Source organism: Ruegeria sp. HKCCA6837 (assembly GCF_013034475.1).
Lineage (GTDB): Bacteria > Pseudomonadota > Alphaproteobacteria > Rhodobacterales > Rhodobacteraceae > Ruegeria.
This window is the reverse complement of the sequence record NZ_WQGD01000003.1, coordinates 229421-242098: the sequence shown is the minus strand read 5'-3', so window position 1 is coordinate 242098 and position 12678 is coordinate 229421. Positions and strand designations below refer to the sequence as shown.

The 12678-nt window shown below is 57.7% G+C and carries 12 protein-coding genes; 9 read left to right on the top strand and 3 right to left on the bottom strand.

Annotation, left to right across the window (positions count from 1 at the left end):
* Nucleotides 1-47: 47 nt before the first annotated feature.
* The 6 genes from GOV91_RS07435 to GOV91_RS07410 all read left to right on the top strand — a co-directional run bounded on the left by GOV91_RS07435 (nt 48) and on the right by GOV91_RS07410 (nt 6942).
* Entirely contained in the window at nt 48-1418 is a 1371-nt protein-coding gene (locus tag GOV91_RS07435; protein ID WP_171235006.1) for a glutamate--cysteine ligase, read from the top strand.
* A gap of 71 nt (nt 1419-1489) precedes the next feature.
* Nucleotides 1490-2563 carry a phenylalanine--tRNA ligase subunit alpha gene (gene pheS, locus GOV91_RS07430; protein ID WP_171235005.1) on the top strand — a complete coding sequence of 358 codons (1074 nt, stop codon included), beginning with the start codon at nt 1490-1492 and terminating at the stop codon, nt 2561-2563.
* On the top strand, nt 2560-3024 hold the full coding sequence (locus tag GOV91_RS07425) for a hypothetical protein (protein WP_171235004.1): 465 nt from the start codon (nt 2560-2562) through the stop codon (nt 3022-3024). Before pheS ends, GOV91_RS07425 begins: the two co-directional genes overlap by 4 nt.
* Nucleotides 3025-3131: 107 nt before the next feature.
* The gene (locus tag GOV91_RS07420) at nt 3132-3938 is read left to right on the top strand and encodes a PHB depolymerase family esterase (RefSeq protein ID WP_171235003.1); all 807 of its coding nucleotides are present in this window, start codon (nt 3132-3134) and stop codon (nt 3936-3938) included.
* A 78-nt stretch (nt 3939-4016) separates the two neighbouring features.
* Nucleotides 4017-6413: a phenylalanine--tRNA ligase subunit beta gene (gene pheT, locus GOV91_RS07415; protein ID WP_171235002.1), complete on the top strand. Its 2397-nt coding sequence runs from the start codon at nt 4017-4019 to the stop codon at nt 6411-6413.
* A gap of 82 nt (nt 6414-6495) precedes the next feature.
* On the top strand, nt 6496-6942 hold the full coding sequence (locus tag GOV91_RS07410; protein WP_171235001.1) for a YtoQ family protein: 447 nt from the start codon (nt 6496-6498) through the stop codon (nt 6940-6942).
* Nucleotides 6943-6992: 50 nt separating this feature from the next.
* Here GOV91_RS07410 and GOV91_RS07405 read toward each other — a convergent pair whose 3' ends face one another.
* Nucleotides 6993-7691, bottom strand: a complete 699-nt coding sequence (locus tag GOV91_RS07405) for a glutathione S-transferase family protein (protein ID WP_171235000.1) — start codon at nt 7689-7691, stop codon at nt 6993-6995.
* A 216-nt stretch (nt 7692-7907) separates the two neighbouring features.
* Between GOV91_RS07405 and GOV91_RS07400 the strand changes: the two genes are divergently transcribed.
* Complete coding sequence (locus tag GOV91_RS07400; RefSeq protein ID WP_171179011.1) at nt 7908-8714, top strand: mechanosensitive ion channel domain-containing protein; 807 nt, start codon at nt 7908-7910, stop codon at nt 8712-8714.
* A 186-nt stretch (nt 8715-8900) separates the two neighbouring features.
* On the opposite strand, the gene ald is transcribed toward GOV91_RS07400, so the two are convergent.
* On the bottom strand, nt 8901-10016 hold the full coding sequence (gene ald / locus GOV91_RS07395) for an alanine dehydrogenase (RefSeq protein ID WP_171234999.1): 1116 nt from the start codon (nt 10014-10016) through the stop codon (nt 8901-8903).
* A gap of 135 nt (nt 10017-10151) precedes the next feature.
* Between ald and GOV91_RS07390 the strand changes: the two genes are divergently transcribed.
* The gene (locus GOV91_RS07390) at nt 10152-10610 is read left to right on the top strand and encodes an Lrp/AsnC family transcriptional regulator (protein ID WP_171179015.1); all 459 of its coding nucleotides are present in this window, start codon (nt 10152-10154) and stop codon (nt 10608-10610) included.
* A 3-nt stretch (nt 10611-10613) separates the two neighbouring features.
* Here the strand turns inward: GOV91_RS07390 and GOV91_RS22875 are convergent, their stop codons facing one another.
* Nucleotides 10614-11453, bottom strand: a complete 840-nt coding sequence (locus tag GOV91_RS22875) for a CPBP family intramembrane glutamic endopeptidase (RefSeq protein ID WP_171234998.1) — start codon at nt 11451-11453, stop codon at nt 10614-10616.
* 290 nt (nt 11454-11743) lie between these two features.
* On the opposite strand from GOV91_RS22875, the gene ppk2 reads away from it, so the two are divergent.
* Nucleotides 11744-12661 (top strand): polyphosphate kinase 2, encoded by a 918-nt coding sequence (gene ppk2 / locus GOV91_RS07380; RefSeq protein ID WP_171179019.1) that lies wholly within the window; start codon nt 11744-11746, stop codon nt 12659-12661.
* Nucleotides 12662-12678: the final 17 nt, after the last annotated feature.

The following is a 12678-nucleotide window of genomic DNA, read 5'->3' as shown; positions in this document are numbered from 1 at the left end:
CCACGACTGACCTTCAAGACAGACACATCAGGATCGGAGCACGGTTCATGTCCATCCCTCAGTCCGGCGGCGGTCCGATCGAACGCCATGAGCAACTGGCCGAATATCTGGAATCAGGCTGCAAACCCAAAGAAGACTGGCGCATCGGCACCGAGCACGAAAAGTTCGGCTATTGCAAAGACACGCTGAAGCCGCTGCCGTTTGAAGGCAAACGCTCGATTGTGGCCGTGCTGGAAGGTCTGCGGGATCGCCATGGCTGGGGCGAAGTGTGCGAAGGCGACAAGCTGATCGGTCTTGAAAAAGACGGTGCAAATGTCAGCCTGGAACCTGGTGGCGCGCTGGAACTTTCCGGTGCCCCGCTTGAGACGATCCACGAGACCTGCGATGAGGTAAACACCCACCTGCGTGAGGTGAAGGACATCGCCGACGAGATCGGCGTTGGTTTCATTGGTCTGGGCGCGGCCCCGATATGGACCCACGAGGAAATGCCGTTGATGCCGAAAGGGCGTTATCGGTTGATGAACGACTATATGGAAAAGGTCGGCACCATGGGCCGCGCCATGATGCGGCGCACTTGCACGGTTCAGGTCAATATCGACTTCGGTTCCGAGGCCGACATGGTGCAGAAACTGCGCGTTGCGCTGGCGCTTCAGCCGGTGGCGACCGCCTTGTTTGCCAATTCGCCTTTCTTTGAAGGCAAGCCCAATGGCCAGAAAAGCTGGCGCAGCCATATCTGGCGGCATCTGGACGACGCCCGGACGGGTATGCTGCCTTTTGTGTTCGAAGACGGCTTTGGGTTCGAACGTTACGTGCAATACGCGCTCGATGTGCCGATGTATTTTGTCTATCGCGACGGCCAGTATATCAACGCGCTGGGCATGTCGTTCCGCGACTTCCTCAAAGGGGAATTGCCTGCTCTGCCGGGTGAAACACCGACCCTCAGCGATTGGGCCGATCACCTGACCACCGCCTTCCCCGAAGCGCGGATCAAGAAATACATGGAGATGCGCGGGGCGGATGGTGGCCCGTGGCGTCGCTTGTGTGCGCTGCCCGCCTTCTGGGTTGGTTTGACTTACGATCAGGGCGCGCTGGACGCGGCGTGGGATCTGGTTAAGGGCTGGGATGCGGAAACGCGCGAGGAACTGCGCGTACAAGCTGCGGTCAATGGCCTTCAGGCGCAGGTCGGCGACATCAACATGCACGATCTGGCGCGCGAGGTTGTTGCGATCTCTGAGGCCGGGTTGAAGGCCCGCGCGCGCCCCGGTGCAGGGGGGCTGGTCCCGGATGAGACGCATTTCCTGAACGCGCTCAAGGAAAGCATCGACACTGGTAAGGTTCCGGCAGATGAGTTGCTGGATCACTACAATGGCGACTGGAATGGCGACCTGACCCGGATTTTCCCGGAATACAGCTATTGATCCGCACCGTCCCGCTTGCATTCGCGGGGCGGGGCCGATAGCAGGTTCTCGACCAAATTCAGAGGGCCGTCATGGACGATCTTAAGGCAAAATATCTGGGCCAAATCGCCGAAGCAGGCGACGAAAACGCGCTTGAGGCGATCCGCGTCGCGGCTGTCGGCAAAAAAGGCGAGGTTGCGCTAAAGATGCGCGAGCTGGGCAAGATGACGCCCGAGGAACGTCAGATTGCAGGCCCCGCGCTGAACGCCCTGAAGGATGAGATCAACTCGGCTCTGTCCGCCAAAAAGGCTGCGCTGGCCGATGCCGCGCTGGATGAACGTTTGCGCACCGAATGGCTGGACGTCACCCTGCCGACCCGCGCGCGCCGTCAGGGTTCGATCCATCCGATCAGCCAGGCGACCGAGGAACTAACCGCGATCTTTGCCGAACTGGGCTTCTCGGTGGCCGAAGGGCCGCGGATCGAAACCGACTGGTACAATTTCGACGCCCTGAACATTCCCGGCCACCACCCTGCGCGGGCCGAGATGGATACGTTCTACATGCACCGCGCCGAGGGCGACAATCGCCCGCCGCATGTGCTGCGGACGCACACGTCCCCTGTGCAGATCCGGTCGATGGAGAAACAGGGCGCACCGATCCGCGTGATCTGTCCGGGCGGTGTCTATCGCGCCGACTATGACCAAACCCACACCCCGATGTTCCATCAGGTCGAGGGGCTGGCCATCGACAAAGACATCTCGATGGCGAACCTGAAATGGGTTCTGGAAGAGTTCGTGAAGGCGTTTTTCGAGGTCGACGACGTCGAGCTGCGCTTCCGCGCCTCGCACTTCCCCTTCACCGAACCGTCGGCCGAGGTCGATATCCGCTGTTCCTGGGACAACGGCCAGCTGAAGATCGGCGAGGGCGACGACTGGATGGAGATCCTCGGCTCTGGCATGGTCCACCCCAAGGTGATCGCCGCCGGTGGGATTGATCCTGAGGTCTATCAAGGCTTTGCCTTTGGTATCGGGATCGACCGTCTGGCGATGCTGAAATACGGCATTCCGGATTTGCGGGCGTTCTTTGATTCCGACTTGCGGTGGTTGCGCCACTACGGGTTTGCGGCTCTGGATATGCCGAACCTGCATGGTGGTTTGTCTCGGTGATTGAGTTTCTATTGGAGCCCGACAGTCGAAGTTTGATGGCAGGGCTTGCAACTTTAGTTGCTGCCACCGTTGGCAGCTTTACCGCGTTAATAGTAGCGTTCTGGGCTTATCCTTGGCAAAAGAGCAGAGATAGGAGAGTTGAAGAGCACAAAGAACGACGTCAGCTCTATCGATCTTTCATTTCCCAAATTGAAAGTGTTTTAAGGGTCCCGCTTGATCTAGGGTGGTCGCACCACGAAGATGTTCGTCAACTTTGGGCGCTAAAGGGCGAAATTCAGTTGTTTGCGAGGCAAGCGGTTCGAGAAACGTCTGCCGATTTAGTCGTTGCTACGAATTCGAGATTCATGGATGAAGCCCAAACGGTGACCTCGTCTGATGGAAAAGAGCGATCTCATTTCGAGAACATTGCATTTGCCAGAAAACAATTGGTTGATGCTATGCGAAATGAATTGAAACGGTAATTTGTCAAAAATGAACTCATTAAATTTAGATGAGACTAGAATAGAGCAACTAAAAATTGACTTAAATGTGACGTGACTTGGCGCTCCGGCTGGCTAGGGTCAGGCGCATGATTTATCGACTGCTTTGCCTTCTGTTTCTGACCGCCTCACCCGCCTTCGCCATGGGACCATGGAACACCGACTGCCACGGCGACACGGCCTGTGAGGTCGGCGACCGCTCGTATCATGTGTTGGAGCCTGAGGGCTGGGACGGCGAAACGCCTTTGCCCGTATTGCTGCATTTCCACGGCTGGGCGCGGCAAGGGACCGTGGTCGTGAACCATGAGCGCATTGCCGGAGCGACCAAGCTGCGGGGCGTGTTACTAGTGGCCCCGAACGGGCTGGGCAAAAGCTGGGATTTCTGGACCTCGGACACTGGCGATGTGCCTTTTGCTGATCGAGTGCTGGAGGACGTGGCCAAGCGCTATCCGATTGACCCGGATCGCATCTATGTCTCGGGCTATTCCTTCGGCGGCGCGATGGCGTGGCGCTATGTCTGCCAGTCGGGCAATGACGTTGCCGCCTTGCTGGCCGTAGCGGGCAGCATTCGCCAGACCGAAAACTGCCCCGAAGGCCCGCACGAGGCGCGCCATGTCCACGGCCTTAGCGATACTGTGATGGATTTTCCCTATGGCGCGAATGGCGACACGACCTATCCGGTGTCGCTGTGGCGGGAAAAGTACAACTGCAACGGAGCGACCCCGCGCGGCGATTGGAGCGTGGTGCCGATCCTGACGCTCAGCCGTGTGGAATGGACTGATTGCGCGCAGGGACAAGTGGTGCTGGACACCCATCCGGGCGGGCATTTCATCCCGCATGGCTGGATCGGGCGACAATTGGACGAGCTTTTGGGCCGCACCCCCACCTATCCGTGACGCACAGCGCTTGCACCTTGGTCCATTCTTTGCCATTGCCTGTGCCGACTGGATGTTTGCCAAAAAAGGCCCCGTGCAATGAAATTCACTCTGTCCTGGCTGAAAGACCACCTCGACACTGACGCTTCGGTTGATGAGATCGCCGAGGCGCTGACCGACCTCGGCCTGGAGGTCGAAGAGATCGTGAACCCGGCGGACCGGTTGGCGGGCTTTACGCTGGGCCATGTCAAACATGCCGAGAAACACCCGGACGCTGACAAGCTGCGGGTCTGCACGGTTGAAACAGATGAGGGTGATCTACAGATCATCTGCGGGGCCCCGAACGCGCGTGAAGGCATCACCGTCGTGGTTTGCAAGCCGGGCATGTACATCCCCGGTCTGGATATCACCATCAGCGTCGGCAAGATCCGGGGCGTCGAAAGCTTTGGCATGATGGCCTCGGAACGTGAGCTGGAGCTGTCGGAGGAGCATGACGGCATCATCGAGCTGCCTACCGGTGAAGTTGGCGACAAATTTGTGGACTGGCTGGCCGAGAACGATCCGTCGAAGGTCGATCCGATGATCGAGATTGCGATTACGCCGAACCGGCCCGATGCGCTGGGCGTTGAAGGGATCGCGCGTGATCTGGCCGCGCGTGGTATCGGTACGCTGAAACAGCGTGACTATGCGCCGGTTCCCGGGGATTTCGAGTGCCCGATCAAGGTGAGCATTGACGAAGACACTTTGGACGGCGCGCCGCATTTCACCGGGCGTCTGATCCGCGGCGTCAAGAACGGCCCCAGCCCACAGTGGCTACAGGATCAGCTGAAGGCTATTGGCCTGCGTCCGATCTCGGCCTTGGTGGACATCACCAACTATATGACCTTCGACCACAACCGCCCGCTGCACGTGTTTGATGCGGACAAGGTCCAAGGCAACCTGCGGGTGCATCGCGCCAAAGGTGGTGAGACGCTGGTCGCACTGGATGAGAAAGAATACACCCTGCAGCCGGGCATGATGTTGATTTCGGACGACAAAGGCCCGGAATCGATCGCCGGTATCATGGGGGGCGAGGAAACAGGCTGCACCGAAGAGACGGTTAATGTCTTCCTGGAAAGCGCGTTCTGGGATCATGTGCAGATCGCGCTGACGGGTCGTGCGCTCAAGATCAATTCGGACGCACGCTATCGGTTCGAACGCGGCGTTGATCCGGAATACACCCGCGAAGGGTTGGAGCACGCAACCCAGATGATCTTGGATATCTGTGGGGGCGAAGCGTCCAACGTGGTCGAAGCGGGCAAGACCCCGAACCACGGGCGGGCGTATAAGCTGGACGCGGCACGGGTGCAGTCTCTGGTCGGTATGGATATTCCCGAAAGCGAACAGCGTCAGACCCTGACCCGCCTGGGTTTCCGCCTTGAGGGTGAGATGGCTCATGTGCCAAGCTGGCGACCAGACGTTCTGGGCGAGGCCGATCTGGTGGAAGAGGTCGCGCGGATTGCGTCGCTGACCAAGTTGCAGGGCAAACCGTTGCCACGTGTGACGGATGGAATCCCGAAGGCGGTTATGACACCGATGCAGCGCCGCCAGTCCATGGCGCGCCGCACCTGCGCGGCGCTTGGCTATAATGAATGCGTCAGCTACACCTTCATTGATCAGGCGTCCGCAGCGCTGTTCGGTGGTGGCGACGATGCAACCCAACTGGAAAACCCGATCTCTTCCGAGATGAGCCACATGCGCCCGGATTTGCTGCCGGGTCTGTTGCAGGCCGCTGCCCGCAATCAGGCACGCGGCTATGCAGACGTGGCTCTGTTCGAGGTTGGCCCGGTGTTCCATGACGGTGAACCCGGCGACCAGAAAACCCAGATCACCGGCTTGCTGGTTGGGCGCTCCGGCCCCAAGGATGTGCACGGTGCTTCGCGGCCGGTGGACGTGTTTGACGCCAAGGCAGATGCTGAGGCTATACTGGCTGCCATCGGTGCACCGGCGAAGGTACAGATCCTGCGCGACGGGGATGCCTGGTGGCATCCGGGGCGTCACGGCAAGATTTGTTTGGGTCCGAAAAAGGTGCTGGGTGTGTTCGGTGAATTGCACCCGCGTGTGCTGCAGGCGATGGACATCAAGGGCCCGGCGATGGCGTTTACCATCTGGCCTGACGAGGTGCCTCTGCCCCGCAAATCAGGTGCCACCCGTGCCGCTTTGGAACTGCGAGATCTTCAAGCGGTCGAACGTGACTTTGCCTTTGTCGTCGATGAAGGCGTCGAGGCGCTGACGCTGGTGAATGCTGCAGCGGGTGCTGACAAGGCGCTGATCGAGGATGTACGTGTCTTTGACGAATTCATCGGTGGCAGCTTGGGTGAAGGTAAGAAATCTCTGGCCATCACTGTGCGGTTGCAACCGACAGACACGACGCTGAAAGAAAAAGACATCGAAGCGGTGGCCGAAAAGATCATCGCCAAAGTCACCAAGGCGACCGGTGGCGTCCTGCGCGGGTAACTCAGGATCGCCATCGGCGATAGTATTTTTGAAAAGATGAAGGGGCCGACGACGCCCTTTCTGCGTTTGCGGAGGACTAAAGATGCTGAACGTTTACCTCTCGGGCGAAATTCACACCGACTGGCGGGAACAGATCATTGAGGGCGCGCAAGGGTTGGATATGACATTCAACAGCCCTGTGACCGATCATGCCGCCAGCGACGATTGCGGTGTGGCCATTCTAGGGGCCGAGCCGAACAAGTATTGGCATGACCACAAGGGCGCGATGGTCAATGCGATCCGCACACGCAAGGGGATTGCGGATGCGGACGTGGTGGTTGTCCGCTTCGGCGACAAGTACAAACAGTGGAACGCCGCCTTTGACGCAGGTTATGCGGCGGCGCTTGGCAAGTCGATCATCGTGTTGCACGGCCCTGATCATCAACACGCGCTGAAAGAGGTTGATGCTGCCGCACTGGCCGTTGCTGAAGAACCTGCTCAGGTCGTTGAAATCCTGCGCTATGTTCTCACCGGCGCTTTGCCGGGCTGAGCAATGCGAGAAGGGTGCCGGCCAAGGCACCCTTTCATCTGCCAAGCCATTTAATCGCGCGCAGGTATGTTTTTGCCGCGTTGCACTGCCGGGCGCTGCATAAATCGGTCGACATAGGCGACGACATTGACATGGTCGTCCCAGCCGACAACGTCTTTTGCGCCGTAGAAATCCAACGCATTCAGCCACGGGGCAAGGGCGATGTCTGCGACGGAAAACTCGCCAGCGATCCAGTCCTGCCCCTCCAACTGGGTGTTAACAACGTTCAAAAGGCGCTTGGCTTCGTTGATATAGCGTTCGCGTGGGCGTGGATCTTCGATCTCGCTGCCTGCGAATTTGTAAAAAAAGCCAAGCTGACCGAACATTGGCCCAACGCCGCCCATCTGAAACATCAGCCATTGGGTGATACGGTGCTTGTCAGAAGCGCTTTGTCCCAACAACTTTCCTGACTTCTCAGCTAGATACAGCAGGATCGCGCCGCTTTCGAACAGGGCAAGCGGTTCACCGTCCGGGCCGTTGGGATCAATAATGGCAGGGATTTTGTTGTTCGGATTCAGCGATAGAAACTCGGGGCTTTTGACATCTGCATCCGCGAGCGTCACCAGATGAGCCTCATAAGGCAGGCCGGTTTCCTCAAGCATGATCGATGCTTTGACGCCGTTTGGTGTCGGATAGGAGTAGAGTTGGATCTTGTCCGGGGATTGGGCAGGCCAGCGGGCCATAATCGGATGAGCTGTGTTGTCCGCCATTGGGGGCTCCTGTTTGAATATCTGGTAAAAGCTAGGGGCCAATCCGCCGTCATGTAAGCCCTTCGCCCTGTGCATCTCCGGTCAGGCCGTGTTTTTTGACGAACAACGGGGAAATCCGGCGAAACTCGCACCTAGACCGAAACGCAATCTTAGCTCACAATCCGGTGACCCCCCGCGAAAACCTCGCGGGTTTCTTGCTGTTGAAAGGAGATGCGCGTGGATGAGGTCGTAACACAGGTGGGCGAGTACGCCCCGCTGATCATGAATGCGGTCAAGGCGCTTGTCGTTCTGGTTTTGGGCTGGATTGTGGCTGGGGCAGTCGGAGGCATGGTGCGGCGTCGGATCAATTCCACTCCACATATCGATCCCACACTCGGGAACTTTATGGCGAGCCTTGTCAAATGGGCCATTCTGGCCATGGTTCTGGTTGCCGTCCTGGGCATATTCGGAATTCAGGCCACCAGTATCGTCGCCATTCTGGGTGCTGCGTCGCTGGCCATTGGTCTGGCGTTGCAAGGGACGCTCAGCGATTTGGCGGCTGGTGTTATGCTGGTAGTGTTCCGACCCTACAAGCTGGGCCAGTATGTGGATATCGGTGGCACGGCGGGGACGGTGAAGGACCTGAACCTGTTTACCACCGAGCTGGTGACACCAGACAATGTGCAGATCATCGTACCGAACGGTCAGTCCTGGGGTTCGATCATCACCAATTACTCTGCCCATGACACACGGCGTGTCGATCTGGTGTTCGGTATCGACTATGGCGACAGCGCTGACAAAGCGATGCAGATCATTCTGGACGTGGCCAAAGCTGACAGCCGTATTCACAGTGATCCTGAACCATGGGTCAAAGTTACGAACCTGGGCGACAGTTCGGTCGATCTGACGGCACGCCTTTGGTGCGATGCGGCCGACTATTGGGATGCGAAATTCGAGCTGACCAAAGCGATCAAGGAAGCCTTTGACGACAAAGGCATCTCGATTCCCTATCCCCACGCGGTGGAGATCCAGAAGCAAGGCTGAGGGCTTCCGCCCGTCGATTGGGCGCTGGGATACTTACGTTCCTCTGAGGCAGGCACCGCGCATTAGCGCGGTGCTTTTTTTGTGAGTTGCGGTGAATCAAAAAAGCGCCGCGCATATGGCGCGACGCTTTGCTCTCGTCTGAAAGGCGCCCTGGGAGAAGAGGCGCGGTCAGAGGCAGGAGCGTTCTTAGTTGAGCAGCGTTGTCGGGTCGACAACGTCAAGGTTTAGGGCAGTGCCAACCGCTTCGTAAGTCAGCTTGCCGGCGTGAACGTTCAGACCAGCCAACAGGTGCGCGTCGTCTTTGCAAGCCTGCTTCCAGCCCTTGCTTGCCAGCGACAGCATGAACGGCATGGTTGCGTTGCCCAGTGCAATGGTGGACGTGCGAGCAACCGCGCCGGGCATGTTGGCGACGCAGTAGTGCATTATGCCGTCAACTTCGTACACCGGATCGGCATGCGTGGTGGCTTTGGACGTTTCGAAACAGCCGCCCTGGTCAATTGCGACGTCTACCAGAGCCGCGCCGGGCTTCATGGTTGACAACTGTTCGCGCGAGATCAGTTTCGGAGCTGCTGCGCCGGGTATCAGAACCGCACCGATCACCATGTCGGCTTCCTGAATCAACTCGGCGGTGGCACCGGCGGTCGAATACTGATTCTTGAAATGTCCGCCAAACACGTCGTCCAGATAACGCAAGCGCGGCAGCGAGCGGTCCAGGACGGTGACGTCAGCACCCATGCCGGCTGCGATCTTTGCTGCGTGCGTACCAACAACGCCGCCACCGATCACGATGACTTTGGCAGGGCCCACACCGGGTGCGCCGCCCATCAGGACGCCGCGGCCGCCATTGGCCTTCTGCAGGGTCCACGAACCGACCTGAGGTGCCAGACGGCCTGCAACTTCGGACATCGGTGCCAGCAGAGGCAGGCCACCATTTGCATCGGTTACGGTCTCATACGCGATTGCGGTACAGCCCGACTCCAACAAGTCATGGGTCTGAGCCGGGTCGGGAGCCAGGTGCAGGTAAGTGAACAGCAACTGGCCTTCGCGCAGCATCTTGCGTTCAACGGCCTGAGGTTCCTTAACCTTTACGATCATGTCAGCCGTGGCAAACACTTCCTCTGCGGTGTCGATGATGCGCGCTCCTGCGGCAACGTAGGCGTCGTTGTCAAAACCGGCGCCAATACCTGCACCGCTTTCGATCAGTACTTCGTGACCGCGTGCGACCGCTTCCTGAGCAGCGTTGGGGGTCATGCCGACGCGAAATTCCTGGGGTTTGATTTCCTTGGGGCAACCGATTTTCATTGGGGTCTCCGTTCATAAACTGCCTAAATTATGGGCAGTTTGGCTTGCAATTTCTGTGAAAGAAAACCTGCCATGGGAATTTTCTTTGGGAGAATTTCCTGTATATAGTAAAATTGTTGCAAAGGAATTGCGCGAATGGGCTTAGACACGACTGATAGAAAGATTCTGGCTGCTCTGCAGAAAAATGGCCGGATGTCGAACTCGGAGCTGTCTGACCAGGTCAACCTGTCCCCCTCCGCATGCCACCGGCGCGTTCAGCGTCTCGAGGTCGAAGGGTTCATTCGCAACTATGTGGCGTTGCTGGATGCTCGCAAGATGAACGTACCGACGACCGTCTTTGTCGAGATTACCCTGCAAGGCCAGGCCGAAGAGGTTCTGGATTCGTTTGAAAAGGCTGTAGCGCGTATTCCTGATGTATTGGAATGCCACCTGATGGCGGGAACTGCCGACTATATCCTGAAGGTGGTGGCAGAAAACACCGAGGATTTTGCGCGTATTCACCGGCAATACCTGTCGCGGTTGCCCGGGGTGGCGCAGATGCAAAGCTCTTTCGCTTTGCGCACCGTGTTCAAAACCACTGCTCTGCCAGTCTGATCTTCAGGCTGGTCCAGGGTAGGTGAACATTATCAGATGCAACAGATTGAACCCGAAATGCATCGCAACCGGCACCCAAAGCCTCTGGGTTGCATAATACCCCAGCCCGCAAGCCAGCCCCAGGATGGAGGCAAAGATCACCAGCGCCGGACCTCCTCCGAAATGAGCCAACCCGAACAGCACGCTGGCCGCGAGCATTCCGCCAGTGGCGCCCAGACGTGACCTGATCGCGGATTGCAGGTAGCCGCGAAAGAACGCTTCCTCGGTCAGGCAGGTCAGAAACAGATTGGACAGGACAAAGACCAGCCACCAGGGCGGGATCGAAAATTCTGGTTGTATCGCATCCAAGGCCAAGCCCAAAACAAACAGCCCGGGCAAAAGCAACAGCCCTGCCACCAAAGCGCCAGTTTTGGTCGGAATCGCGTTGTGGAGAATGGCGGGCCAAGCCAGAAGAACGGCGAAGAAGACCATCGGCTTGTCCAGATTCAGATACATTGTGAAGCTCGCGCTGCCGGTGCCAGCCTGCACCTGATCCAGCACTTTCAGGTTCTGAAAACCGGGCAGAAGGTGCGCCCCCATGGCCAGACACCACAGAATCAAAAGCGCGTGTCCGGCGACCGCGATCCGACCTGTCAGGTACGGCAGAAGGGCGGCTCCGGCCAGTCCAAGGACCACTGCGGCAATCGCCAAAGGTGACATCAGGTCAGTGGTCGATGCAATACTCACAATTAGAGCCGGCAGGGAGAGCGCAATAGCAGCGCGGCCTGCAAGCGCCATCACTTGTGCTGCGATCAGGATGAACCACGGCCAAATTACCGATAAAATAGAAAGAAAGAACGTCACGTGCTTTAGACCCTGTAAATCCAGACCGTCGTGCCGCACAAAATCGTGGCAATGCAAGCGTTCAAAGGAAAACGCACTCTGCCATACCGCCTTGCGTCAATTCTTACGCTTGTATCCTTTGGTCCGGGCGTTCACATTCAGAGGAAAGACCATATACCCGCGCCCGTCTGAAATTTCAGAGGCTTCGGCAGATTTGGGCGTTGGTGCCTCTGTATCAATTTTTCTGATGACATCAGGCGTTTACACAGGCCCGATATGGTTCGAACCCGATAACAAAAAAGGAGCTGACCTTGGCTTACGAAAACAACGGTGGCACCAAAGACTGGCTTGAAGCCGAACTGGAAGACACGCTGGACGAAGATTTTGAGATCGAGTTCAGCGAGCCGATGTTGTCGATGGAAGTGCGGAAGATTTATCGGGAACAACACCCCGACATGCTGGACCGCAAGGTCTATTTCCGTAACCTGCTGCGCCTACAGGCCGAACTGATCAAAGTGCAGGATTGGGTTCAGCACACCGGTGCCAAGGTTTGTATATTGTTCGAAGGTCGTGACAGCGCGGGCAAGGGGGGCGTTATCAAACGGATCACCCAGCGTCTGAACCCACGTGTCGCGCGTGTGGTCGCTCTGCCCGCGCCCAGCCGTCGCGAGCAGAGCCAGTGGTATTTCCAGCGTTACGTGCCGCATTTGCCTGCTGCGGGTGAGATCGTGTTGTTCGACCGGTCATGGTACAACCGCGCAGGCGTCGAACGGGTGATGGGTTTCGCGTCCGAGGATCAAGTTGAGCAGTTCTTTCAGGACGTTCCCGAATTCGAACGAATGCTGGTTCGCTCAGGGATTATCCTGCTGAAATATTGGTTCTCGATAACGGATGAAGAACAGCAATTGCGATTCCTAATGCGCATTCACGACCCGATGAAACAATGGAAACTGTCGCCAATGGATCTTGAATCCCGCATACGCTGGGAATCCTACACCAAGGCCAAAGAGGATATGCTCTTCCGGACCAACATTCCTGAAGCCCCTTGGTACATTGTCGAAGGCAATGACAAAAAGCGCGAGCGGCTGAACTGTATCGAGCATCTTTTGACCAAAGTTCCATACACGGATGTGCCGCAGGAAAAAGTCAATCTGCCTGACCGCCGATATAACCCGGAATACGAGCGTCGCGTTTTGCCGGATGAATTGTACGTGCCAAAGATTTACTGAGAGCGCCATGCGGGGCG